This window comes from Gordonia sp. CPCC 206044 (assembly GCF_048537895.1).
Classification (GTDB): Bacteria; Actinomycetota; Actinomycetes; order Mycobacteriales; family Mycobacteriaceae; genus Gordonia.
The window spans coordinates 166,179-190,644 of sequence record NZ_JBCLVL010000010.1 but is presented as its reverse complement, the minus strand read 5'-3'; the positions used below and the strand labels follow the sequence as shown (position 1 = coordinate 190,644).

The following is a 24,466-nucleotide window of genomic DNA, read 5'->3' as shown; positions in this document are numbered from 1 at the left end:
CCGTTGGCGCCCGAGGTCAGTCGGGCAGGCTGTTCATGAACGGGCAGCCCGCGAGACCACGCAGCGCCAGCGAGAGCTCCCGGACATCGGCGACCGGGCGCGGGAACGGCAGCCGGACGTCGGAGTCTCCGGCCGGGCCCTCGATCCGGAATCGGATGCCGAACCGGTCCAGGCCGAGCGGTCGTACCCGACCGTTGCGGAGTTCGCGGGGCAGCTTGCGCGCCAGTTGTCCGATGACGTCGGCATGGTCGGCGTCGAGGTGGGCGATCCAATCGCCCTCGTACTCCCAGAACGGGTCCGGTTCGGCGCCGGCCAGATCGGGTGCGGTCACCGCCGCCGCCCCGGAGGAGGTCGCGATGACCGCGCTGTCGATCTGCAGGCGCAGCATCGACGAACCGTGCCCGAGGTCGAGCAAACCGTCGTCGGGGTGCTCGGTGGCGATCTCCACCGCCAGGTCGCGCTCGAGGTTGCCCGGAACCGCGTGCAGGTTGCCGTTGAGCCAGATCAGGGAGCGGACCCGCTCGCGCAGGTCGATGGGCGCACAGTCGGTGACCTCGATCATCGCCTGCAGCCCGTCGGGGCTGTCGGCGGTCAACACCATCGCGTCGCTGTCGGTCGGCACCAGCACGAAGGCCTGTGACTCGAACAGATGGACCACGTTCACCGAGGTCGTTTCGGTACCCTCGATCGCGAGGGTTGCGGCGGCCACGCGGCGGCACGCGGTCTGGATCAGTTCGGCATCCGACGGGCGGGCGGTGACTGCGTGGGTCATGCGGTCCCTCGCTTTCTGCTCATGTAGGTAACCCTAACCTAAGTCTTACGTGGCACGTGTGCCACCCGTCAATGCTTCTGTTCATTCGGACGCCAACCGCGTTCGGCGGGACGGGCCCTCCGATTGCCCTAGGATCTTGTCGTGACCGTGTTCGCATACTTCGGACCGTCGGGCACCTTCACCGAGATGGCGCTCGATCAGTACCTCGCGTCTTCGTCGTCGGCAGCGCTGCCGGTCGACGGCGATACCCACAAGATCGCGGCCAACAGTCCGGCCGCCACGATCGCCATGGTGCGTTCCGGGGCCGCCGACTACGGTTGTGTGCCCGTGGAGAGCTCGGTGGAGGGCTCGGTACCCGCCACCGCCGACGCCTTGGTCCCGCCCGGTGACGACACCGCTGGCAGGGTGCAGGTGTTCGGCGAGGTGGTCCTCGACATCGCCTTCACGATCGCCGCACGTGAGCCGCTGGCGGCGTCGGAGGTGCGTACCGTCGCCGCCTACCCGGTGGCGGCTGCGCAGGTTCGTGAGTCGGTCGAGAAACTCTATCCACAAGCGCAATTCGTGACCGCATCGTCGAACTCGGCTGCGGCACAGGACGTTCTGGAGGGCCGGGCCGATGTCGCGGTGACCACGAGACTGGCGGTGGATCTGGTGGGGCTGAGCGTGCTCGCCGACGGGGTCGCCGACGCCGACGACGCCGCGACCCGTTTCCTGGTGCTCGGTCGTCCGGCGCCACCCGCTCCCCGGACCGGCGCCGACCGGACGTCGGTCATCCTCGATCTGCCCAATGTGCCCGGCTCGCTGATGGCCGCGATGAACGAGTTCGCCTCTCGCGGAATCGACTTGAACAGGATCGAATCCCGGCCACGACGGGGCGTGCGGGGCTCGTACCGGTTCTTCCTCGATGCCGTGGGGCACATCGACGACGATGCCGTCGGTGAGGCGCTGCGTGCCCTGTACCGGCGTTGCGAACGCGTGGTGTTCCTCGGTTCGTGGCCTGCGGGCCGAACATCTGGGTCGATGCCGCCGGATACCTCGGACAGCGTGTCGTGGTTCGACGGTCTCCGGCAGGGGGCGCCCTGATGGCCCGATTGCATCTGGTGCGTCACGGCGAGACGACGTCCAATGTGATGCGGCGACTCGACACTGCCCTACCCGGCGCGGACCTCACCGATTTCGGTGTGCGCCAGGGGGTTCGGTTCGCGTTGGAGCATCAGCCGGAAGAGCCGGTCGTGCTGGTGAGTTCGGCGGCCCGGCGTGCCCGACAGACCGCCGAGATGATCTCGTCGGTGTGGGGAGTGCAACCCGACGTCGCCGACGGGATTCACGAGGTCCAGGTCGGCGAGCTCGAGGATCGCACCGACGACGACGCGCATGGTGTGTTCAAGGACATCGTCGACCGTTGGCATCGCGGCGAACTCGAGGCACGCATCCCCGGCGGAGAATCGCTGGCCATGGTCTACCAGCGCTATCTGCCGGTGATCGACGATCTGGCCGGCCGCCATCTCATCGGTGACAACCAGCGTGACGTGTACGTGGTGAGCCACGGCGCGGCGATCCGGCTGATCGCCGCCAGGCTCGCCGGTGTGGATCCGACGTTCGCCGCGAGCACCCATCTGAAGAACACCGGCAGCATCGAGTTGGAGTACGTCGATGGGCTGTGGGTTTGTCGGCGCTGGGGCGCCGAGACCGGCCCGTTCGGAACGACCGTCGACGAGCCGCTGGTCACCGACCCGATGGGCTGATCGGGCGGAGGTCAGCCCCAACCGTTGGCGTGCAGCCAGTCGTCACTGATGCCGAAGTGATGGGCGATCTCGTGGATGACCGTCACCGCGACCTCGTGCACCACCTGGTCGCGTGTGTGGCACATCGCCAGGATCGGGTCGCGATAGATGGTGATGGTGTCGGGCAGGAAACCGCCGTACTCGTGGTCGCGCATGGTGAGCGCGACACCGTGGTAGAGCCCGAGGATGTTCGGTTCCTCTGGATGATGTGGTTCGACGAGGATGACCACATTGGACATGTTGTCGGTCAGCTCGGACGGGATGGTGTCGAGTGCATCGGACACCAGCCCGTCGAACTCGTCGTCGGACATGCGGACGGCCATCGGATCAGCCGGCCGGAGCCGGCTCTTCCTGCGGGTTCGGGACCACGCCCGGGGGCAGCGGCACCGGCGTCGGCAGAGCCCGGCCCGGAGGTGCGGCAGGCGGCGGCACCGGTAGCTTGCCGTTGATGAGCAGCGTCGAACGCGCGTCGCCGACGAGCGTCGCGAACCCGCCGCCGTCGGGTAGACCCAGGTAACAGACCGCGGTGCGGCTACCGGCCAGCCAACTAGGCTCCGACAGCACCGACCACTGCACGTTCAACGTGGTGGCATCCAGCTTCTGTTTGCCGCCGACGAAACGGTCCGCCTGGACGGGACAGATCGACTGCAGATAGTTGTTCTGCGCGGCGACACCGGGCCACGGCTTGCCCGAGAGTCGGTCACCGAACTTGTGGGACAGGTCGACGGTGCCGGTGGTCTGGAAGGCGTGCGCCTCGGTGCAGTTCACGGGCATGCCGGTCGGTTTCTTGGTGGCGGGATCGATGCCGATACACGTACCCGGATCCCAGTGGAACGACTGGTCCTGATCGGCGACGCGACCGGTGAACTGGTCGGCCTCCCCATCCTTACCCGTCTGTTGCAGTCCGCAGCGGAGCTCGCGGGCGCCCTTTTCCCATTGGGCCTGGGAGGGATACATCATCCCGACGGAGAAACGGCCCTGCGGGTCCAGTCGTCCGTCGAGGTACTGGTCGACGATCACCGCGCACTGTTCGTCGCGGATGGCCCCGAAACGTTCCGGTCCGGGCCATACCGCGGACTCGCCGAACTCCGAGCCGGGCAGGACGGCGGTGTCCAGGGGGCCGGCCACCTCGAAACGATGTTTCTGGTCGCAGGTCACCTTGTTCGGGTCACCTGGATTGCCTGCAGCCCAGTCCAGGCAGTCGCCGGTCACCGACTTGGTGAAGGCGTTCTCGGCGAGCCGTTCGTTCTCGCCGATGTCGGTCCCGCCGACGCTGCCGCTGTCGTTGAACACCCCGATGGCCAGGGCGACGGCCCCGGCCACGACCGCGCCGATCACGACCGCGGCCAACACCACACGCACGGGGTGGGCCAGGATCGAATGCACCCGGCTCTCCGAACCCTCGGCCGGACCCTCGGGCACGTCGTCATCGGGCACGCCGCCCGCGGGGGCCGCGGAATACGCCTGTGTGGGAGCGTCCTCGATCCGGTCGAACTGCTGGGTGTCGGTGTCGTCGGCGGAGGGCTGTTCGCCCGGCAGATCCGGTGCCGGCACCCAGAGATCGGTGGTGGTCTCCTCGGGGGTCGCGTCGTCGGTGACCTGCGGCTCGGCGTCACCAGGCTCGGCGGCGTCCGGCTCGGTGCCATCGGATGGCGGCGTCGCGCCGTCTGCGTCGTCGGTTGCCCCGCCCGGTTGGGCGCCCACGGTCTCGTCGTCGCTGCCGTCGGACGGCGTCAACCCGCCGGCATTCTCGGCGTCGCCATCGTCGGGGGTGGTGTCGTCGGCGTTCATCGGGATCCATCATGCCTGCTGTCGGGCACGCGCAGTACCGCGATGTCTCATCGTCGGTGCGGATATGTCGAACCGTCGGGCGCGATGTCGTGCGGACCCCGGTGATCGGACCGGGGCGGCGGGCCGGACTGTGGATCGACCCGAACGGCGACCGATCGCCGTCCAGTAGGGTTTCAACCGTGATCGACCTCAAGATTCTTCGCGAGAACCCCGACCTCGTGCGCGCGTCGCAGCGGACCCGCGGTGAGGACCCGGGCCTGGTCGACGTGCTGCTCGAAGCCGACGCCGCGCGACGGGCCGCCATCGTGGACGCCGACTCGCTGCGTTCCGAACAGAAGGCACTCGGCAAGCAGGTCGGCAAGGCGCAGGGTGACGAAAAGGCCGCGCTGCTCGCCAAGGGCAAGGAGTTGGCCGAGCAGGTGAAGGCTGCGGTGGCTCGACAGTCCGCTGCCGACGAGACCGCCGCCACCGCGCAGCGCGCGATCTCCAACCTCGTGCAGGAGGGGGCGCCCGCCGGCGGCGAGGACGACTACGTGGTCCTCGAACACGTCGGTGAGCCCCGGGCCATCGAGAATCCCAAGGACCATCTCGAACTCGGCGAATCGTTGGGGTTGATCGACATGGAGCGCGGGGCCAAGGTCTCCGGCTCGCGGTTCTACTTCCTCACCGGACAAGGAGCGCTGCTGCAACTCGGGCTGCTCAACATGGCCGCGCAGAAGGCGGTCGCCAACGGCTTCACCCTGATGGTGCCGCCGGTGCTCGTGCGTCCGGAGATCATGCAGGGCACCGGCTTCCTCGGTGCGCACGCCGACGAGATCTATCACCTGGAGTCCGACGACCTGTACCTCGTGGGCACCTCGGAGGTGCCGTTGGCCGGATATCACTCCGACGAGATCATCGACCTGTCGGCCGGACCCAAGCGCTATGCCGGATGGTCCAGTTGCTTCCGGCGTGAGGCGGGCAGTTACGGCAAGGACACCCGCGGCATCATCCGGGTGCACCAGTTCGACAAGGTCGAGGGCTTCATCTACTGCAAACCGGAGGATGCGCCAGCCGAACACCAGAAGCTGCTCGGCTGGGAGAAGGAGATGCTCGCGGCGATCGACGTGCCGTACCGGGTCATCGACGTCGCGGGCGGCGATCTCGGTTCGTCGGCGGCGCGCAAGTTCGATTGCGAGGCCTGGGTGCCCACGCAGAACACGTACCGGGAGCTGACCTCGACGTCGAATTGCACGACGTTCCAGGCCCGCAGACTCTCCATCCGCTATCGAGACGACGCCGGCAAGCCTCAGGTGGCCGCGACCCTCAACGGCACGCTCGCGACGACGCGGTGGCTGGTCGCGATCCTGGAGAACCATCAGCAACCGGATGGCACGGTGAAACTCCCGACCGAACTCGCGCGGTTCGTCGGCACCGAAGTGCTCGAGCCGAAATGATCCGGCGCTGATCCATGACCGCGGGGATCATCATCGCGGTGGTCGGTGCGTTCTCGTTCGCCGCTGCCGCTGTACTGCAGGCTCTCGGCGCCGAGAAGGTGGCGCAGCGGGCGGCCGTTCGCGAAGAGAGACGTCGATCGGCGAAGGCCCACCCGTCGCTGCGGTCCACCGCCGCGACGATGCTCACGGTGCCCTTCCTCATCGGGTTCGTGTTCGACATCGTCGGCTTCGTGGCGACGATCATGTCGGCGCGGCTGATCCCGCTGTTCTTGTCGCAGACGATCATCTCGGCGCGCCTGCTCGCGACCGCATTGTTGGCGATGGTGGTGCTGCACCTGTCGTTGACGATGCGTGACTGGATCGCGGGCACGGTGGTGGTGGCCTCGCTCGTCCTGCTCGCGGTGTCCGCGGGACGTGAGGGCGTGGAACGGGATACGTGGATGCACTGGGGAGTGCTGGTCGCAGGCCCGGTGCTGTTCGGACTCGGCATCGTCGTGATGCGCACAATGCACAAACACATCGCCGCGGCGACCGGGTTGATCGCCGGCACGATCTTCGGTGTCATGGCGATCGCCTCCCGACTCCTCGACGGTCTCGATCCGTTCGACCTGACCGCGCTGCTGACCGATCCGGCGCTCTACGGGTTGGTGATCAGCGGGATCGGCGGCTTCTATCTGTTCACCGTCGCCTTGCAGACAGGCTCGGTGAACGGTGCGGCCGCGGCGTTGGTGGTCGGGCAGACGGTTCTGCCGGGCGCAGTGGGCATCCTGTTCCTGGGGGACGTGACCCGGGCGGGATGGGGTCCGGCCGCGATCGTCGCGTTCGTGGCGGCCGTCGGGGGTGGCGTGGTGCTGGCGTCGTCGGGGGCGGTGACCGCCGTCGAACAGGCCGATCGCACCAACATGCCTGCCGGATACGGGCACCCGCCGCGCGAGTCGGATTCCTGATCAGTCGCCATCACTGCGAAGGTCGCCCGGTGGTACGGCCCCGCCACCGGAACGGAGCAGACGTGTGCCGCCACCGTTCCGGTGGCCCCCGACACCGGCACCGCCCGGCACGCCGGGCGACTATGTGAGAACAGAGAGTCCCACATTGGGGCGAAACTAGCACGGCCACCGGAGGTCGGCAACGCGTCGTCTGGTCGGACGACACAGCTTCCGGAAGGCCGCTCAGCGATCCGATCGACCGTCGGCCAACGCCAGGATGATGCGCACCAGCATCTCGACGACGACGTCCCGGTCCGGCCGGGGTTCGCTGCTCGCCCACAGGTGACCGGCCTCGGTCAGTGCTCCGATGAATGCCGCCGCCTCGTAGTCGAACCCGAACTCGGAGTCCGACAGATCGCCGAACTCGCTTGCCGCGGCCGAGAAGAACGCGGTCCACTGGGCGCGGGCACTGATGCGGTGGGCCTCCACGCGCGGGCTGATACCGCCGATCTCGACGAAGGCAATACGCATTCGTCGTGGGTCCACCGCGACCGAGTCGAAGAATGCTGCCACCGCCGGACGCGTCCGCGCCTCGATGGAGTCGCCGGTGGCCTCGGTGAATGCCTCCAGGACCCTGTCGCGGGCCTCGGCGTGTATCCGGTCATAGACCGCGATCAGCAGCTCTTCGCGGCCTTCGAACAGTTCGTAGAACTGTCGTCGGGACAGCCCCGCCGATGCGCAGATCGCCGACACCGTGCCGTGCGCATATCCACTGGTGCCGAAGACGTTCAGCCCGGCCTCCATGAACCGCTCGCGACGGTCGGCCTGGCGCTCGACCATCGAGCGGCCGCGGTAAGAACGCTGCGGCACAGGATGTTCCGGGTCGTGCGATTCAGTCGACGTGGCGAGCTCGCAGTTCGTGCCCCTTGGAGGTGAGGCAGCGGCCACTGGGGAGGTCCCACTGCCAACCGTGCAGGTTGCAGGTCAATCGATCGCCCTCGATGACGCCGAACTTGGACAGGTCGGCCTTCAGGTGCGGGCAGCGTCGCTGGATCTCCCACCCGTCTTTCTCGATGGATGCCGAATCGTCGTGAGCTTCGGCGAACCAGCCGTCCGCGTACGCGATTCGTTCATCGGTCAGGCATTTGAAGAAGGTGTACAGGTATTCGTTGTAGCCGCCGATCCGCCAGGTCGTGAACCGTGTGGACAGGAAGATGGTGTTCACCCAATCCGGTTCGTCGTCGCGCAGCACGGTGCGCACCAACTCGGTGGCGATGCGGAAACCGTAGCGGTACTTGCCTTCTCCCTCCTTCGGCTCGCGCACGATGCGATTCGGGAAGTCGATGACGACGGTCTCGGTGGCGTCGGTGGTCGGGCCGCCACCGGGTGTCAGCACGAGCCCGACCGGGTAGCCGATGCCATCGCAGATGAGGTCGGACTGCGCCATGATCGGCTCGAACAGTTCACGGATCGCGCCGATCAGCGGTTCGCCCTCGGCAGGTGCCCAGCCGGCCTTCTCCGCGGCGATGACCGGCGCGAACTTCTCCCGCATCCGCTCGAGATAAGTCTGTTTGTTCTCCCCGAAGACATCGTGGGGCGGGTACGGATGACTGATCTCGTTGAGCGCGGAGCCGGTGAAATCCGCGACCGAACCGGACACCATCATCAAGCCGCGGTGACGTTGCCCGTCGTCGGTGCCGTGGATGCGCATCTGCTCCAGAAACGTCTCCTGATCCGGGAAGATCGACGTCACGTCGCCGGGTCGCTCGTTCTCGGGCGATTCGATCCCGGAGCCGAAGTCGTTGAGCGAGAAGAGGTCCTCGTCGAGGAACATCGGCGGTCCGGCGGACGGGACGACCCAGGTCGCGCCGACCTGCTCGATGTAGGACCGCGCCCGGTCCATGCCGCGCTGTCGCTTCTGGGCGGCGAAGTTCGCCTTCGACTTGCGGGGGATGTCGTAGACCATCGGATACCAGATCGCGCCCGAGTACTGCAGCAGGTGCACGTCGACGTGCCCGAACGCCTCGCCGACGACGTCGAGGTCGATGGGTCGCGCATCGTTCATGTTGAACACGGTGGTCTGACCGTCGGACACGATGAGGCCGCTGTCGCCGATCGGTCCGTCGGCGGGTGCGCGCAACGCGATGATCATCACGTCGAGCGAGCCCTTCTCGCCGCTGATCGTGGTCTTCACCGAGTCCTCGGTCTCCACGAAGCGATGAAATCCGAGCTCCTCGAGTTCGCGTCGCAGATCCGGCACGGGGTAGTCGGGGAGGAGGACGGTCGCGTCCTTGTTGATGTTCTCCCGCAGGTTCTTCTCGTCGAAGTGATCGCGGTGCAGATGGGACACGTACAGGTAGTCGCAGTCGCCGAGGTGTTTCCAGTCCAGCTCCGAGTTGTCCGGGAACGGCACCCACGACCCGAAGTAGGCGGGATTGACCCACGGATCGCAGAGTATGGAACCGGCATTCGTCTGGATGTGGAAGCCGGCGTGTCCGACGCTGGTGATCTGCACGGATGGGCCTTTCATGGGTGTGCGCGCGGGGGCGCGCGGTGGAGCTCTCGGTGTACCAATCTATCGACCGGGCGCCGACGGTGTCGTGGGCCGTCCGGCCCCTCGGGGCGAGTCGTCGCGTCGGTGGTCAACAGCCGAGCCGCGCGAGCCAGGAATCCACCTGCGCCTGCCCGGACAGGCGGACGATCGGTTCGCCATCGTCGATCCGACGCGTGCGGTTCCCGATCACCGGGTACTGCACCCAGGCCCAGCGGATGATGTTCTCGTGTGGGTCGAGCCGCAGCCAGGTCGACGGACGCTCCCGGTTGCCGTGCCAGAGTACTTCGCGGCGCACAACTCCTCGATCCGGTGGCGACGCGGCTGCCGCGGGCTCGATTGGGACATCCGACCAGTGTGGCACCTGGATGCCTCGTGACGAGGGTCGTCGGGGTGTGGGGACCGTCGCTAAGCTCGACCCATGGAACCCGTCTATTCGACCGTCATCACCGCCGCGCGTCTGCTGTGGCTGGCCGAAGGCCTGAAGTTCAAGGTGTCGGGGGTGGAGCACGTACCCGCGACCGGACCGGGTGTCGTGGCGTTCAATCACACCGGCTACCTGGACTTCACTTATGCAGGTATCCCCGCGTTCCTGCAGGGTCGCCGCAAGGTGCGGTTCATGGCGAAGAAAGAGGTCTTCGACAACAAGGTCTCCGGACCCATCATGCGATCGCTCAAACACATCCCAGTGGATCGGGCCGACGGCGCGGCGAGCTATCACGCGGCCGTCGACTATCTGAAACGCGGCGAGTTGGTGGGTGTGTACCCGGAGGCGACGATCAGCCGGAGTTTCGAGCTCAAGGAGTTCAAGTCGGGTGCGGCGCGGATGGCGCTGGAGGCGAACGCGCCGATCATCCCGACCGTCATGTGGGGCGCACAACGGGTGTGGACCAAGGGGCATCCGAAACAGCTCGGCCGGACCGGCTACAAGATCATGATCGGGGTGGCCGAACCGATCGAGCCCGTCGGCGATGCCGAGACGATCACCGCGCAGCTGCACAAGGTGATGAGTGAGAAACTGCTCGAACTCCAGGACGCCTACGGTGAGCACCCGGCCGGTGAGTTCTGGGTGCCCGCGCGGCTGGGTGGCTCGGCCCCGACACTGGAGGAAGCCAACCAGCTCGACGCCGAGGAACATGCGGCGCGGGTGGCGAGACGAGCGGCCGAGCGCGCCGAGCACGACGAAAGCGCCGGATAGGGTCGTCGCATGGAACCGGTTTTCCGGACGCTGGAGATCATCGCGAACGGGCTCGTGCGTGCCCAGGGACTGGATCTACGCTTTTCGGGCATCGAGAACATCCCGCAGAGCGGCGGTGCCGTGCTGACCGTCAACCACACCGGGTACGTCGACTTCATCCCGGCGGCGCTCGGCGTCTACCGGGCCGGTCGTCGGACCCGGTTCATGATCAAGTCCGAGGTCATGGACATCGGGATCATGCGGTTTCTCGTCACGCACACCGGGACCGTGCCGGTGGACAGGTCGAAGGGGGCGGAGGCCTACCGGGCGGCCGTGGACGGTCTGCGGGGTGGTGAGATCGTCGCCGTGTACCCGGAGGCGACCATCAGCCGCAGTTTCGAGTTGAAGGAATTCAAGACCGGTGCGGTGCGCATGGCCTCGGAGGCGGGGGTGCCCATCGTCCCGGCCGTCGTGTGGGGCGCACAGCGGCAGTGGACGAAGACCAAGACGGGACGACGCAACATGGGGCGCAGCCACCTGCCGGTGGAGGTTCGTTTCGGTGTGCCGACATCGGTGCGGGCCGACGAGACACCGGAGCAGGCGACCGCACGTCTGCACGACACCATGAATGCGCTCCTGCACGCCGCCCAGGACGCCTACGGTCCGCATCCGGCGGGAGAGTTCTGGGTGCCGTCGCGTCTCGGGGGATCGGCGCCGACACCGGAGGAAGCACACGTGATCGAGGATGCCGAAGCGGCCGCGAAGGCGGCGGCACGGGCCCAGAAGGCGCAGGGCGACAAGTGACCGACAGCGGAGCAGCCAATCCGATCCCCGAGTCGCCACGACCGGGTCCGCCGACCCTGATCGCCACCGACGTCGACGGCACCCTCATCGACGACGAGAATCGGGTGTCCAAACGCACCGTCGCCGTCCTCGAGAACGCCATTGCCGAGGGCGTCGAGTTCGTGCTCGCCACCGGCCGTCCGCCACGGTGGATCGGCGAGATCGCCGAGCAACTCCATGATTCGTCGGCTCGTGTCCGATATGCGGTGTGCGCCAACGGCGCCATCGTCTACGACGTCGAGCACGACCGAGTGCTGTCGGCTGCCACCTTGCAGCCGGAGACACTCGAGAAACTCGTGGAGCGGGTGTATCGGGAGATCCCCGATTGCGGGATCGCCGCCGAACGGGCCGGCCGGTCGGCCTACGACGCGGCCACCCCGCCGTTCGTCGCCACCTCGGGGTACCGGCACGCCTGGCTGAACCCCGATCACGTCGAGGTCGGCGACGACGAGGTGTTTGCCGAGCCTGCGGTGAAAATCCTTGTCCGGCAACCGGAGATGCGCAGTGATGCGATGGCGGCGCGGTTACGCGAGGCGGTCGCCGGGCTTGCCGAGATCACCTTCTCCACCGACAACGGACTGATCGAACTGTCGGTGCCCGACACACACAAGGCTTCTGGTCTGCGTGCGTTGATCCGTGATGCCGGGTTGGTGGGGACATCGACGGTCGCGTTCGGGGACATGCCGAACGACGTCGAGATGCTCACCTGGGCTCATCATGGTGTCGCGATGTCGCACGGTCATCCGGCTGCGCTCGCCGCCGCCGACGAGATCACCGTCGGCAACAACGACCACGGTGTCGCGCGGGTACTCGAACGCTGGTTCGGGTAGCCGACCGGTTGCGACGATTCGATCTCACTGGGTGCATTGGTTCCCCGGACCGCCGTCGGCTCCTACCGTGCGGGAATGACCGCATCAGAAGACACCATCAGATCCGCGTCGGCTCGTGACGAGTTCGGCCCCGACGCCCAGAGCAACACGATCGACGTGCTCGACTCGACCCTGCATTGGGTGGAGCACGGCGACGGCGATCCCGTGGTGTTCCTCCACGGCAATCCGACCAGTTCCTACCTGTGGCGCAAGGTGTTTGCCGGGTTGCACGGCAGGGGACGCCTGCTGGCGCTCGACCTGATCGGCTTCGGCGAGTCCGGGAAACCCGACATCGACTATTCGCTCGAGGACCATCAGCGCTACGTCGACGCGTGGTTCGATGCGTTGGACCTGCGGGACGTGACGTTGGTGCTGCAGGATTACGGCGCGGCATTCGGCGTGACCTGGGCGCGGCGCCATTCCGACCGTGTGAAGGCCGTCGTGCTCGCCGAACCCGTCATCCGGCCGATCGCGTCGGCCGATCTGCCGTCTGACTTCGTCGGGTTGCGCGCCCAGGTCCTCGAACCCGGTGTCGGCGAGCAGATCATCCTGCAGGACAACAGATTCATCACCGAACTGCTTCCGGGTTCGGTCTTGGGTGGTCTCGACGAGGATGCTCGCGCCGCCTACGCCGAACCGTTCCCGACCCCGCGTTCACGCCGGCCGATCCTGGTGTTCCCCCGGTCGTTGCCGGTCGATGCGCAGCCACGCTCGACCGTCGACTTCCTTGCTCGTAACGAGCAGTGGCTGGCCGACTCCGAGGTGCCCAAGGTGCTGGTGACCTTTCGTCCGGGGTTTCTCGTGACCCCCGAGATCATCGAGTGGGCCCGGTCGACCATCAGGAATCTCGACGTCCGAGACGGCGGCGCCGGAGGGCATTTCGTCCAGGAGGATGCGCCGGACGCGATCGCCGCGGCCGTGATCGGGGTGCTCGACGGTTCCGGTTCACCTGACGGCGTCTGACGTCTCCCGGCGCAAGGACGCCCAGCCGGCGCCCCGCCCGATGCCGCGTGCGGTCAGGTGGGGCGCCACGGCTGTGACGAAATCCTCTGTACCGCCCGGATTGTGGGAGAACTTCACCACGAACCCGTCGCATGCCTCGTCGTCGATCCACTCGTTCAGCACGTCCGCGATGGTCGTGCCGGTCCCGACGAGGGACAGGTGTCCGCGGTTACCTGCGATCCGCTCGACGAGGTCACGCCACGTGGCGTCGGTGCCGAGGTCTGCCGCGATGTCGTTGAGAACGGCTGCACGACTGACTATTCCGTTGTGGTGCGGATCGAGTTCCACCCCACGTAGCGGTTCGTCCAGTCCGGCGGCGGGCACCTCGACTCCGTATGCGGCGAGCATCTGCCGCGCGACGTCGTCGACGATCAGCGAGTTGAGCTGCCGACGAAGCGCGAGTGCTCCGTGCCTGCTGTCGCCGATCGTGGTCAGAACACCAGGCAGTACTCGGATCTCGTCGGGGTCGCGACCCGACCGTTCGGCGCGTCGCCGGATGTCGGAGCGGAAGGCCGTAGCTGCAGCCTTGTCCGGTGTCGCGGTGAAGATCACCTGTGCGTGGCGCGCAGCAAACTCCCGGCCTGCATCCGAGGCGCCGGCCTGCGCGAGGACCGGCGCGCGGCCGACCTGGGACCAGCGAGCCGTGAGTTTCTCGACGACGCGTGCGGCTGACACGTAGCGGCGGTCATGTGGCTCGATTTCGACACCGATCGCATCGGCGGCGGCCGGGGCGCCCGCAGTGACGATGTTCCAACCGATTCGCCCGCCGGACAGGTCGTGCAGGGTGGCGAAGCCACGGTAGAGCTGATCGGGTGTGGCGAACACCGTGGAACCGGTGACCACGACGCCGATGTCGGGCACCGCGGTCAGAAGCGCCGCAGCCAGCGTGGTGGGCTCGAAGGGCCACCGCACCACGTGACGCACGATCGGGTCGTAGCCGACGAAGTCCGCGAAGAACACGGCGTCGAAGCCGCCGCCGGCGGCGATGCGGGTGCGCTCCACGTAGTAGTCGGGGTCCGCCAGGCGCTCGACCGCCGAGGACGGCAATCGCCAGGCACCCTCGTGATCACCACTGTGATGGAACTCGGCGAACAGGACAGGGGTCGGTGTCATGGCATTGCTCCGAGATCGCTTTCGGGACCGATGACAGGCACCACACCCTGCGGCCCGGCGCACACGTCCAGCGGGGTGTGCACACTGAAGTACGTCGTGTGGACGTCGACAGCTGTCACCCGATCGGTGTCCACGTGCAGTCCGACGGTTCGGTCGTTGACCACGGCGTCGGGTGCCCAGGAGACCAGCAGGGCCTCGACGATGTCGATCGCCTCGGCGCGGCGCGTTGCATTCGTGTCGTCAGGCCACCAGGCGATCCGGCCGTGGGAGATCTTGTCCAACGCGGCAAGTCGGCGTGCCACGAGATAGGGGTGCCAACGATCGATGGGGACGTGGACGCCGATCCGGATCGACGTGGTCGCTGTGGCCACCGCGCCGGCGATGACGAACGGATCGATGGTGGCTGCATCGTCGGCGCTCAGCAGGATCTCCCGTGTACCAGCGGCTTCCTCGGCGCGTGCCGCATCGATCATTTTCTGCACGCCGGACTCGGCATCGAGCGTGAACCATTGTGTGGCCGAGGCAGACCCGAGCGTGCTCACCGCCGGAACTCGCCGAGGTAACGTCCACCGTCGGCGATGAATTCCGAACCGGTGGAGAAGCGCGAATGCTCGGACAGCAGGAACACCACGAGTGCACTGATGTCCCGGGGCACGCCGGCCTCACGGATGACCTGGTTGGGTAGCACCGAGCTGTCGAGGCCGTCGATGAACGGTGTCACGATCCGTCCGGGATGAACCGAGTTGACGCGGATTGCCCACGGCCCCAGATCGAGTGCGGCCGACCGGGTCAGACCGCGCACCGCCCATTTGGACGTGACATAGGCGACGTGATCATGGATACCGAGGAGACCGGCCACCGACGAGATGTTGACGATGCTGCCCCCGCCGTTGTCGCGTATCGCGGGCGCGACCGCCGCGATACCCAACAGACTGCCCTCGACGTTCACCGCCTGCACCTGGCGGAACTCGTCGAGGGAGGTCTGCACGGCCGAGCCGGCACCGAAGATGCCCGCGTTGTTGACCAGGCCGCCGACCCGGCCGAAGTCCTCGGCCAGGTCGGTGATCCGTTGCCAGTCGGCGGGATCGGTGACGTCGAGAGCGACCGAGCGAGCCGAGTCACCCAGTGTCTCGGCGACCGAGGCGACGCCATCGACGTCCACGTCACCGAGCACCACGCGACCACCCGCCTCGACGATGGCCCGAGCGTGCTCGGCCCCCATGCCGCGCGCCGCACCCGAGACGATGACGACGCGATCGGCAAGAGTCTGTGGGGTGAACCCCATCTACAGCAATCCCAGTGCGAAGTTGCCCACATACGTGCGGACCGAGTCCGAGTTCGGCGGGTGGAAGGCTCCGGCACGCACATCGCGGTAGAGACGTTCGAGTTCGTTGCGCTTGTGTAGTGAACCCGCACCGGCGATCTCGAGGGCGAGGTCGGTGACCAGGCGCGCCGTACGAGTGCCGTTCTCCTTGGCCGCGAAGAGACGAAGCAGGGTGCGCTCGCCCAGATCCTCGCCCGCGCTGAGTGATTTCGTCAGATCGTCGAGTTGACCGCGGGTCCCCTCGAGGGCGAGTTCGGCCTCGGCGACGTGGTATTGGGTGAAGGGTTTGTTCGCCACCGATTCGCCGGAAAGGCTCAGAGCGCTGCGGGATTGGGCTGCGGCGACGGCAAGGTCGAGTGCTCGAGTGCCGACACCGAGATAGATGTTGCCGAGCAGGGGCAGTACCCAGGGAAAGATCCCGGCGACATAGCCGGTCGGCGGGGTCCCGAGGTCCACGACGCCGACCGTACGGTCGGCGGGGACGAAGACGTCCTCGAGGAGGGTGTCGTGGCTGGCGGTGGCCCGGACACCCAGCGTGTCCCAGGTCTCGACGGTGGACACCCCTTCGTCGCCCCGACGGATGAAGGTGTGCACGATCTTCGGATGGTCGGGGTCGGAGTTGTCGCGGGCGTGGACTCCGAGCCAATCCCACGCCGGCGACAACGACGTGAAGATCTTGTGCCCGCTGATGCGGTAGCCGCCCGCGACGGGCGTGGCGACGGTGGTGGAATCGTCGATGGCGACGTCGTTGCCCGGCTCCCCGTGACCGGCCGCGATGACCTTGCCGGCGACGACTTCGTCGGCGAGCCAGGCCAGATCTGTATTGCCTGCGTTGAGCTGATCGGCGAGCGGACCGGTCCAATAGAGATGCATGTTGATGCCGAGCGCAGTGGCGGGCGCGAATGCTGCCAGCCGCCGCTGCTCGAGATTGATCTGGTGAAGGCTCCGACCGAGCCCGCCGTGGGAGGTGGGTAGGGCGGCCCGAAGGTATCCGAGCTCCCTCAGCTCGGCCAGGTCCTCGGCGAAGAAGGCGTTGTCGCGGTCGTATCCGGCCGCGCGCTCGCGGAACCGTTCCAGCGTGTCCTCGTCGAGCAGGAACTGTGTGGGATGCAGTCCTGTGCTCTCGTCGGCGATTTCGGTCATAGTGATTCCTTTCGTGGTACCCGCGGTCATTCGCGCGGACGATGTGTGTGGTGAGAACCGAACAGGTGCACGCCGTGTTGGCGATCGCCGAGACGTCGTCGTTTCGCGCCGCGGCCAGTCGACTCGGTGTGAGTCAGTCCGCGTTGAGTGGGTCGGTCCGTCGCCTCGAAGACGAACTCGGCGTTGCATTGCTGCTCAGATCCCATGAGGGCACTACGCTCAGCCCGGCAGGCGCCGCTGCGCTGAGTGCGTTGCGCGCCGTGGGCGCTGCGGATCTGGAGTTGCGAAGCGCGCTGCAGAGCTTCGCCGCCGGACAGACCGTCGAACTGGTTCGGCTGGCCGCGGTCACCGCGGCGATCAACACGGTGCTCCCCGACTGCCTGAAGGAGTTCGTGGTGGATCCCGCGGTCGAGGTCCAGGTTCGGATCGGCGGGGCCGGCGATGTCATCGACAAGGTTCGCAACGCCGAGGCAGATCTGGGCGTGATCACGCTGGAACAGGGAGCCGAGCGGATCGCCGGCCTTCGGGTGCAGACGCTGCTGACGGCGGACATGGGGGTGGCCATGCCCGCCGATCACCCGCTGATGGGCCGATCGGAACTCCGGGTCGCCGATTTGGCCGGCGAGCGGGTCGTCAACTTCCGCGACGGCTACATGATGCACGGAGTGGCCGCCCGGTTGCTGGATCCGACCGAGGTCCGCGTCGTCTCGCACGTGGAGTCCACGCCGGATGCGGTGCGGCTCGTCGCCGCGGGGATGGGCGTCTGTCTGCTCCCGGAGTTCAGCGTGGCCGAACGCGACGGCGTCCGGTGGCGACGTCTCGGCGATGTCGACGAGCCGATCGAGTTGGCCCTGGTCACCGCGGTCGGGGGCAATCCGACGCCGCGTGTGCTGCGGCTGGCATCGCAGATCCGTCGGCACTCTCGGGTCCATCACAACGCCGCCTCCGCGAACACTGCGGTCCGCGTCACGGTGTAGTCGTCGATGGCGGCCCGCACGCCCTCACGCCCGCGGCCGGAATCCTTCACCCCGCCGAAGGGCGTGATGTCGGATCGGAACGTCGGGACATCTCCGATGACGACCTGCCCGACCTCGAGTTCGCGGATGGCCCGAAACGCAAGGCGGACATCGTGGGTGAACACCCCGACGCTCAATCCGAACCGCGATGCGTTGACCGCCTGCCACGCGTCGTCGAGGTGGTCGTACGGCAGTACCGACACGATCGGACCGAACACCTCGTCGGTGACGATGCGCGCGTCGGTAGGCGGCTCCACCAGGACGGTCGGCGGGATGTGCCGGCCCTCACCGGGTCCGCCGGTCGCCACGCGGGCGCCTGCGCGGACCGCTTCGTGGAGCCACGCGCGGATACGGTCGGCGGAGGCGACGTCGATGACCGGGCCGACGTCGGTGTTCGGATCCAGATCGTGTGCGGCGGTGACCAGCACGTCGGTGAACCGGGTCAGATGAGCCCGCGGCACGTAGACGCGTTGAGGTGACGTGCACGCTTGGCCCGCGTTGTAGAACGCGAATGTGGCGATCCGGTCGGCGGCCAGGCGCAGATCGCTGTCGTCGAGGTGATCGGGCGCGATGATCGCAGCGCCGTCACCACCCAGTTCTACGATGACCTGCTTGCGCGGCACCGCGTCGACGATGCGCCAGCCGACTGGGTCGGATCCGGTGAAGCTGATCACCGGAAGGCACGGGTGGGTGATGAGATCCCAGGTGCGGGAATGGTCGTCGGTCGGTGTCAACACGGTGACCACGTCGTCAGGGATCGCGGACCGTCGGACGGCTTCCGCGAGCGCCGACGCCGTACGAGGTGCCCGCGGACTCGGGACGACAATTGCGGAAGCGCCCGCAGCGATGGCCGGGGCCACCTTGTGGACGGCAAGGTGCAACGGAAAGTTGAACGGCGTCAACGCCAGGACCGGACCACGGGGGACGCGCACGGTGAGCGCCAGTCGACCGATTCCGGAGGGTTGTGCGTCCAAGCGCTGCGTATGGGGATGCACTGCGACCGCCTCGCGCGCCGCGAGTCGCACGATCGAGGCTGCGCGCTCGACTTCGATCGTCGCCCACATGGACGGCTTGCCGGTGTCGGCGTGGATATCGTCCGCGATCTCCCTTGCGGCACCAAGGATTTCGCCAGCCAACGAATCGAGCCAGCGGGCTCGGGTGCCGGAATCGGTGCGGCGGACGGCGGCGAATCCAGTGTGTGCGCGGTCGACGATCTCGTCGACCGCACGCACACCGGAGCTGAGCACGTTGGTCATCCGGCGTCGGATTCGGCAGGTTCGCCCACGTGATCGCCGTCGAAGATCTCCGGATCCGGTAGCAGCCCCAGAGCGAGGGAGATGCGATTGGTCGCGTTCAGGGCGGCGATGACCTGCACGGCCTCGAAGATGTCGGTGTCGGACAAGCCGAGTGTGCGCAGCCCGTCGATGTCGTCGTCGGCGACCTCGGCGGGTGTGGTGGTCACCGTGAGCGCGAGTTCGATCAGTTTGTGCTCACGTTCGGACAGCTCTGTCACCTCACGGTGATCGAGTGCGATCCGGTGGGCGAGCCACCCATCCTGGAGGAACTCACCCAACTCGTGTACGTGCAGTGCGTGACAGTATGAGCATCCGTTCCGCACCGAGACGACGGTCGCGAGGATCTCACGTTCGCGACGAGTGATCGACGTGGAAACTTCGGGTGCACCCTGCAGCAGCGGGAACAGGTACGCATTGAGGCGCTCGAAATGCCCTTCGTCGAGGGCGAACCCACGCAACCAGTTCGGTACGAAGCCGGATTGCTTCTCGGTGGCCTCGAAAAAGGCGGCCACCGACGGGGACAGCTGGTCGTCGGTGGGCACACGGAGCCGGGAGATCCGGGTGGGTGCGCCGGTGGTGACGGTCATGAACGTGACTCCTTGTCGCGCAGATCAGTTGAAGAACTGATCGTCGGGTCGGACCTGCAGGAAGATCGTGAACCTGTTCGCGGCCGCGAACGACGAGATCACGTGAACCGCTTCGAAGATCTCCTCGTCGCTCAGGCCGAGTTCGCGAAGCTCTGCGATGTCGGCGTCGTCGACATCTCCGGGCCGGACCGACAACTTGGCGGCGAAGCCTGCGAGGATGCGGTGGCGGGAGGAGAGCTCACGTACCTCGCGGTAGTCGATGGCGATCCGGGTCCCGAGCCTGTGGTCGCCGAGCGCCTCGCCCAGACTCCCCGCGTGGTTGAGGCGGCAGTAGGAGCAGCCGTTCTCGGCAGAGCTGACGGTGGCCAGGATCTCGCGATCGGCATAGGGCAGCAAGCCCGAGTTCGGGTCCAGCAGGGCGAGGAGATACGTGTTGAAACGTGCGGTGTGCGCGCCGCCCACCGAGATTGCGCGAACCCAGTTGGGGATGTAGCCGAGCTGACGTTCCAGGGCCGCGATCTGTTGGCGGAGTTCTGCGGGAAGTTCGTCCAACTCCGGCACTTCGAGTCGGGAGATGATTGTGGCAGAGGGAGATTCGAGCGTCTCGGTCATGAATTGCGCCTCGGGTCGTTGCGAATGGTCACCGTGGTGACATGCGGACCCGTCAGACGCTAGGGGCACGTGATCGGCTGGACCAGAGTAAGAACCTCACACGACGACAACTTGCGCTCGCGCTGTGATCGAGGGGTTCGGGAGGGGTGATCGGTATTCGTGATCACCGCGCCGAAGACGAGGACGGCGAGTCTCGGCCGGGACGGACTCGGCGACAGCCGGCAGTGGCCGAACGTCAGGTCCTCGCGACGATCAGGTCCTCACCGGTGGATGGGCGCAGACCGTCGGTGCGGTCGCCGAAATAGCGTTCGGCGAGTGCGGAACCTGGCACATGCCGGACATCGACGAACCCGGCGTCACGCGCCAGTGCGGTCATGTCCGTAGGGCTCCAGAAGCTCACGAACGGTGTGCCCTCTCGTTCGGCGCCGGTCTCGCTGGTCTTCAGGCCTGCTCGGTCCTCGGGGGCGATGGCGTCGACCGGGATCAGGAACGACAGTGCGAACGTCGATCCCGGCGCGAGCGCGGCGACCTGACGCACGGTGGCGGCGGTGGCCTCCCTGGTGAGGTAGTGGGTGACACCCGTCGAGACCACGACCGCGGGTTTGGTGGCGTCGAAGCCGTTGCGAGACAGTTCCTCCCACCAGTCTTCGTTTGCCTCGAAGTCAACAGGGACGAAATGCGGAAGTGCCGTGTGGCCGGATTCGATCAGGCGGGTACGTTTCCACGATTGGGGAGCCGGCTGGTCGACCTCGAATATCGATACTCGAGAGGAGATTTCGGGTCGGCGCTGGGCGAAGGTGTCCAGCCCGGCGCCGAGGATCACGTACTGGTCCACCCCGCGATCGATCTGTTCGAGCACGAGATCCTCGACGAAGCGTGCCCGGCCGACGATCGAGGCACGAAACCCGGCAGTCGTCTCGGGGTCCATGTCCGGTCGAGCTCGCCACGTGTCGTCTCCGCCGATGAGTTCGCGTCCGACCTCGTCGACGAACACATGGGGCGGAGCGTCGACCTCGACATGCAGCGCGCGCCACAGTGCGACCCGCTGTGCTGTGCTCTCCGGTCCGGTGTTCGACATAACTGTCAGTGTGCACCTCCCGCTCAGGGGGTACCTCGGTCTGACGGTCAGTCGATCCAGCGCGGTGCGGTGTCGACGTGCTCGGCGAACCGCGCGGCCCAGAGCCCGTCGAGTTCCGCGATGGTGCTCGGGTCGAGAGCGACGTCGCCGACCGCCATGTTCTCGATGAGATGCTTCTCGGCGCCGGTACCCGGGATGAGAAGCGTGTTGGGTGCGTGCTGCAACAGCCACGCGAGTCCGATCTGCGCGGGCGTGGCGTCGAGCCGGTGAGCGGCCGCCACCACCTCGGGTTGCTCGGTCACCTTCGGGAAGCCGGGGAAGCGGGAGCCGAGAGGGAAGAACGGCACCCAGGCGATGCCCTCCGCCCCGCACAGGTCCAGCATGTCCTCGAACTGGCGTGCGATGAGTCCGTATGCGTTCTGCACGCAGACGATGCCGGCGGGCAGCGCCCGGCGCAGGGTGTCGATGCCGATGGCGCTCAACCCGATTCCCCCGATCAGTCCTTCGTCGCGCATCGCGGTCATCTCGGCCAGCTGATCGTCGACGTCGACGACCTGATCGCCCTGCGCGCTGATGCCCGGTCCGACCTCGAGTCGGCGGAGATTGACGACGTCGAGGCGGTCGCGGCCCAGGCTGCGCAGGTTGTCTTCGACAGCGCTGCGGAGTTCACCCGGACGCTGAGCCGGGCGCAGCGGGATGGCGCCACCCGGATCGCTGACCGCGCCGACCTTGGTCACCACGACGGGGGCGTCGGTGGGGCGCACCGTCCGGCGGATGATCTCGTTGGCCGTGCTCTCGCCGTAGAAGTCCGCGGTGTCGATGTGGTCGACGCCGAGATCGACGGCCCGTCGCAGCAGCCGTTGCCCGGCGGGCAGGTCGTCGGCGAAGTGTTCGAGCGATGCCGCGCCGAAGCCGATACGTGCGACGGTGTGGCTGCCGAGGTCGAACGTGCCGCCCGGGGTGGCTTGTCGTTGTGCTGTCTCCGTCATGGTGAGCCCTCCTATACTGGAGAAGAATGAGCGGAGGCTCCTCCGCTTCACCGACTATACGGAGGACCCTCCACTTTGTCCAAGGGTGATTCGACGACCTCTCGGGCGCGTCCGCCCCGGGCCGACGCGGCGCGCAATCGCGCGGCTCTCATCGAGGCTGCCCGGGCCACGTTCACGACGACGGGCGAAGACGCGTCACTGGAGGGCATCGCACGGTCGGCCGGACTCGGGATCGGCACCCTCTACCGAAACTTCCCGACGCGCGAAGATCTGGTCGCCGCCGTCTACGCCACCGAACTCGACGCGGTCATCGAGGCTGCCGACGAATTCCGCACGACGGCGCCCGCCGACGTCTCCTTCCGTGCGTGGCTCGATCGTTACGCCGAGTTCGTCGCGGCCAAACGGGGAATGGCGGAGACACTCAGGGCCGGCGCGCTGACGACCACCGCGCAGACGGCGCGCACCCGTGACAGGGTCAACGACGCTGTCGGGACGTTCCTGCGAGCAGGCGCGCAATCCGGTCTGCTCCGAGATGACGTCACCGCCGACGATGTCACCACCGCGCTCGTGGGAGTGATGCTGGCCGTGCGTGATTCGGACGACGACGCCCAGCTGTCGAGGCTTCTCGACCTCCTCGTCGACGGTCTGCGTCCTCGTGCGGGCTCGTGAACGCAGACCGCCCTGCCGTCGTGTCACGGCAGGGCGGACGGCTCGCTGTCAGGCCGCGGGCGGTTGGGCAGGCGGCGGGGGCGCAGGGGATTCGGGCGCCGGAGATTCGGGTGCCGGGGCGGCCGTTCCGCCCACCATCGCGCGAATCGGGGTCAACGCGGCGTAGCCGTGCTGGCCGGGACAGGTGGTGCTGTTGTAGTCGCGGTGGCCGCTGATCGCCGGCAGGCTGGTCACCGCTCCGGCGGGAAACTTGCTGTCGGAGAAGGGCTCTGCCGTCAGTTGTGCCGGACCGGCCGGATTGACGCCCGCTTTTCCGAGTCGCCAGCGCAGGAATCGCGCCACCGAGGAGACCATCGGGGTGGTCGGTGCCACCTCGTCGAGGTTCCCGATCATCGACACCCCGACCGTGGACTTGTTGAATCCACCGGTGTGAGTGCCCTCGACGTTGCGGTCGAGCCCGCCGAAGGCTCCCTCGAAGATCTGACCGTACTTGTCCACCAGCACGTTGTAGCCGATGTCGCACCAGTTCAGGCTGCGTGCGTGATAGGCGTAGATGCCGCGGACGATCTCGATCGACTGTTGCGGTGTGTAGTCGTTGCTCCCGGCCGTGTGATGGACGATCGCGCCGCGCATCGTCGGGGAGTACGCGGGCGAGGAGCAGCGGATGGATTCGTCGGCGCCCCATTGGGCACGCGCGACCACCGACGGCCCGCCCAGCAGCGGCGTCAGCATGGACGAGCCGAGTGAGAGCAGTCCCTCCGGGCTGATCAATGTTGCCTTGAGCGCCGACAACGCTGTCGTTGCCAAAGTCTTCGCGAGTGATCCGGCCGAGCCGATGACGAGTTCGGCGAGCCCTCCGCCCGCCGGTTCGGCGGCCGGGATGGCGAGTCCGTTGTCGGTGACCGCCACCTGGACCTCGCGGGCATCGCCGACCCAGATCGGTTCGGTACCCATGGGGTGCTCGGGCGATGCGGGACGGCCGGAGTCGACCGGGTCCAGCTTCTGCCAGTTGCCCCAGGCTCCGTCGGCTTGCTTGGCGCGCAACAGCATCGACACGTCCAACGGGCGCTCCCAGGTGAAAGCGACCATCTTCAGGGGTTTGTCGCGAACCAGATGCTGCACGGCTGCTCCCACGGCTCGTTCGCCCATGCGAAGTGCTGCGTCGGGATCGATCTCGGGCAAGCGGACACCGGCCGCGGCGAGTCCGGACTCGGCGAGATCGAGCATCGCGGCCGGCGCCTGCGCCAACCCGATCTGGTCGATGGCCGTGGTGGGAACCGGTCGGTGGCGGTCGGTCGGGCGCGGCTCGGCACCTGTCATGACGACCGCGAAGGGGCTCGCCACCACCGCGGCGGCGATGGTGGCGAGAACGAGGGAGTGTCTGGGTCTTGCCCTGCGAAGGCGGACTCGGCGCATGGTTCGACATCGTGTCGTCGCCGCGGGGCCGGATCCACACCGCGCGCCGGGGCTGTGAAACTCGTGATGTGGT

At 67.2% G+C, this 24,466-nt stretch carries 26 protein-coding genes; 10 read left to right on the top strand and 16 right to left on the bottom strand.

The window, feature by feature from the left end:
• Positions 1-16 precede the first annotated feature (16 nt).
• A complete protein-coding gene (locus tag AAFP35_RS17385) occupies positions 17-772 on the bottom strand; it encodes a DUF2470 domain-containing protein (protein WP_419222884.1) in 756 nt (251 codons plus the stop codon).
• A 141-nt stretch (positions 773-913) separates the two neighbouring features.
• Between AAFP35_RS17385 and pheA the strand changes: the two genes are divergently transcribed.
• Both pheA and AAFP35_RS17375 read left to right on the top strand, forming a co-directional pair.
• On the top strand, positions 914-1,855 hold the full coding sequence (pheA, locus tag AAFP35_RS17380) for a prephenate dehydratase (RefSeq protein ID WP_419222883.1): 942 nt from the start codon (positions 914-916) through the stop codon (positions 1,853-1,855).
• Positions 1,855-2,517: a histidine phosphatase family protein gene (locus AAFP35_RS17375; protein WP_419222882.1), complete on the top strand. Its 663-nt coding sequence runs from the start codon at positions 1,855-1,857 to the stop codon at positions 2,515-2,517. Before pheA ends, AAFP35_RS17375 begins: the two co-directional genes overlap by 1 nt.
• Before the next feature lie 11 nt (positions 2,518-2,528).
• Here AAFP35_RS17375 and AAFP35_RS17370 read toward each other — a convergent pair whose 3' ends face one another.
• A complete protein-coding gene (locus AAFP35_RS17370; protein WP_419222881.1) occupies positions 2,529-2,879 on the bottom strand; it encodes a metallopeptidase family protein in 351 nt (116 codons plus the stop codon).
• Positions 2,880-2,883: 4 nt separating this feature from the next.
• A complete protein-coding gene (locus tag AAFP35_RS17365; RefSeq protein ID WP_419222880.1) occupies positions 2,884-4,347 on the bottom strand; it encodes a septum formation family protein in 1,464 nt (487 codons plus the stop codon).
• Between the two features lie 179 nt (positions 4,348-4,526).
• Here AAFP35_RS17365 and serS point away from each other — a divergent pair, with 179 nt between their 5' ends.
• Both serS and AAFP35_RS17355 read left to right on the top strand, forming a co-directional pair.
• Positions 4,527-5,783, top strand: coding sequence for a serine--tRNA ligase (serS, locus tag AAFP35_RS17360; protein ID WP_419222879.1), 1,257 nt, complete (start codon positions 4,527-4,529; stop codon positions 5,781-5,783).
• A 14-nt stretch (positions 5,784-5,797) separates the two neighbouring features.
• Positions 5,798-6,730 (top strand): EamA/RhaT family transporter, encoded by a 933-nt coding sequence (locus AAFP35_RS17355; protein WP_419222878.1) that lies wholly within the window; start codon positions 5,798-5,800, stop codon positions 6,728-6,730.
• Between the two features lie 222 nt (positions 6,731-6,952).
• Here AAFP35_RS17355 and AAFP35_RS17350 read toward each other — a convergent pair whose 3' ends face one another.
• The 3 genes from AAFP35_RS17350 to AAFP35_RS17340 all read right to left on the bottom strand — a co-directional run bounded on the left by AAFP35_RS17350 (position 6,953) and on the right by AAFP35_RS17340 (position 9,558).
• The gene (locus tag AAFP35_RS17350) at positions 6,953-7,579 is read right to left on the bottom strand and encodes a TetR/AcrR family transcriptional regulator (RefSeq protein ID WP_419222877.1); all 627 of its coding nucleotides are present in this window, start codon (positions 7,577-7,579) and stop codon (positions 6,953-6,955) included.
• Positions 7,580-7,601: 22 nt separating this feature from the next.
• Positions 7,602-9,224, bottom strand: coding sequence for a Rieske 2Fe-2S domain-containing protein (locus tag AAFP35_RS17345; RefSeq protein ID WP_419222876.1), 1,623 nt, complete (start codon positions 9,222-9,224; stop codon positions 7,602-7,604).
• 127 nt (positions 9,225-9,351) lie between these two features.
• Entirely contained in the window at positions 9,352-9,558 is a 207-nt protein-coding gene (locus tag AAFP35_RS17340) for a hypothetical protein (RefSeq protein ID WP_419222875.1), read from the bottom strand.
• Between the two features lie 123 nt (positions 9,559-9,681).
• On the opposite strand from AAFP35_RS17340, the gene AAFP35_RS17335 reads away from it, so the two are divergent.
• The 4 genes from AAFP35_RS17335 to AAFP35_RS17320 all read left to right on the top strand — a co-directional run bounded on the left by AAFP35_RS17335 (position 9,682) and on the right by AAFP35_RS17320 (position 13,112).
• Complete coding sequence (locus AAFP35_RS17335) at positions 9,682-10,458, top strand: lysophospholipid acyltransferase family protein (protein ID WP_419222874.1); 777 nt, start codon at positions 9,682-9,684, stop codon at positions 10,456-10,458.
• Between the two features lie 9 nt (positions 10,459-10,467).
• Positions 10,468-11,241, top strand: coding sequence for a lysophospholipid acyltransferase family protein (locus AAFP35_RS17330; RefSeq protein WP_419222873.1), 774 nt, complete (start codon positions 10,468-10,470; stop codon positions 11,239-11,241).
• A complete protein-coding gene (locus AAFP35_RS17325) occupies positions 11,238-12,110 on the top strand; it encodes an HAD family hydrolase (RefSeq protein ID WP_419222872.1) in 873 nt (290 codons plus the stop codon). The genes AAFP35_RS17330 and AAFP35_RS17325 overlap by 4 nt, the downstream gene beginning before the upstream one ends.
• A gap of 75 nt (positions 12,111-12,185) precedes the next feature.
• Entirely contained in the window at positions 12,186-13,112 is a 927-nt protein-coding gene (locus tag AAFP35_RS17320) for a haloalkane dehalogenase (protein WP_419222871.1), read from the top strand.
• On the opposite strand, the gene AAFP35_RS17315 is transcribed toward AAFP35_RS17320, so the two are convergent.
• The 4 genes from AAFP35_RS17315 to AAFP35_RS17300 are packed head-to-tail and all read right to left on the bottom strand — an operon-like array spanning position 13,095 to position 16,731.
• Positions 13,095-14,264, bottom strand: coding sequence for an LLM class flavin-dependent oxidoreductase (locus AAFP35_RS17315; protein WP_419222870.1), 1,170 nt, complete (start codon positions 14,262-14,264; stop codon positions 13,095-13,097). The two genes, AAFP35_RS17320 and AAFP35_RS17315, sit on opposite strands and share 18 nt — an antisense overlap.
• Positions 14,261-14,806, bottom strand: coding sequence for an LLM class flavin-dependent oxidoreductase (locus tag AAFP35_RS17310; protein WP_419222869.1), 546 nt, complete (start codon positions 14,804-14,806; stop codon positions 14,261-14,263). Before AAFP35_RS17310 ends, AAFP35_RS17315 begins: the two co-directional genes overlap by 4 nt.
• A complete protein-coding gene (locus AAFP35_RS17305) occupies positions 14,803-15,549 on the bottom strand; it encodes an SDR family oxidoreductase (RefSeq protein ID WP_419222868.1) in 747 nt (248 codons plus the stop codon). Before AAFP35_RS17305 ends, AAFP35_RS17310 begins: the two co-directional genes overlap by 4 nt.
• Positions 15,550-16,731 (bottom strand): acyl-CoA dehydrogenase family protein, encoded by a 1,182-nt coding sequence (locus AAFP35_RS17300; protein WP_419222867.1) that lies wholly within the window; start codon positions 16,729-16,731, stop codon positions 15,550-15,552. It abuts the gene before it with no gap.
• Between the two features lie 50 nt (positions 16,732-16,781).
• Between AAFP35_RS17300 and AAFP35_RS17295 the strand changes: the two genes are divergently transcribed.
• Complete coding sequence (locus AAFP35_RS17295) at positions 16,782-17,708, top strand: LysR family transcriptional regulator (RefSeq protein ID WP_419222866.1); 927 nt, start codon at positions 16,782-16,784, stop codon at positions 17,706-17,708.
• On the opposite strand, the gene AAFP35_RS17290 is transcribed toward AAFP35_RS17295, so the two are convergent.
• From AAFP35_RS17290 to AAFP35_RS17270, 5 genes are all read right to left on the bottom strand, one after another.
• Positions 17,663-19,003 (bottom strand): aldehyde dehydrogenase family protein, encoded by a 1,341-nt coding sequence (locus AAFP35_RS17290; RefSeq protein ID WP_419222865.1) that lies wholly within the window; start codon positions 19,001-19,003, stop codon positions 17,663-17,665. The two genes, AAFP35_RS17295 and AAFP35_RS17290, sit on opposite strands and share 46 nt — an antisense overlap.
• Positions 19,000-19,629, bottom strand: coding sequence for a peroxidase-related enzyme (locus AAFP35_RS17285; protein ID WP_419222864.1), 630 nt, complete (start codon positions 19,627-19,629; stop codon positions 19,000-19,002). Before AAFP35_RS17285 ends, AAFP35_RS17290 begins: the two co-directional genes overlap by 4 nt.
• A gap of 24 nt (positions 19,630-19,653) precedes the next feature.
• Entirely contained in the window at positions 19,654-20,241 is a 588-nt protein-coding gene (locus AAFP35_RS17280) for a peroxidase-related enzyme (protein ID WP_419222863.1), read from the bottom strand.
• A 235-nt stretch (positions 20,242-20,476) separates the two neighbouring features.
• A complete protein-coding gene (locus AAFP35_RS17275; RefSeq protein ID WP_419222862.1) occupies positions 20,477-21,319 on the bottom strand; it encodes a class I SAM-dependent methyltransferase in 843 nt (280 codons plus the stop codon).
• A 47-nt stretch (positions 21,320-21,366) separates the two neighbouring features.
• Positions 21,367-22,308: an aldo/keto reductase gene (locus tag AAFP35_RS17270; protein WP_419222861.1), complete on the bottom strand. Its 942-nt coding sequence runs from the start codon at positions 22,306-22,308 to the stop codon at positions 21,367-21,369.
• Positions 22,309-22,383: 75 nt separating this feature from the next.
• Between AAFP35_RS17270 and AAFP35_RS17265 the strand changes: the two genes are divergently transcribed.
• Positions 22,384-22,977: a TetR/AcrR family transcriptional regulator gene (locus tag AAFP35_RS17265; protein WP_419222860.1), complete on the top strand. Its 594-nt coding sequence runs from the start codon at positions 22,384-22,386 to the stop codon at positions 22,975-22,977.
• Between the two features lie 48 nt (positions 22,978-23,025).
• Here AAFP35_RS17265 and AAFP35_RS17260 read toward each other — a convergent pair whose 3' ends face one another.
• Positions 23,026-24,393 (bottom strand): peptidoglycan recognition protein, encoded by a 1,368-nt coding sequence (locus AAFP35_RS17260; protein WP_419222859.1) that lies wholly within the window; start codon positions 24,391-24,393, stop codon positions 23,026-23,028.
• Positions 24,394-24,466: the final 73 nt, after the last annotated feature.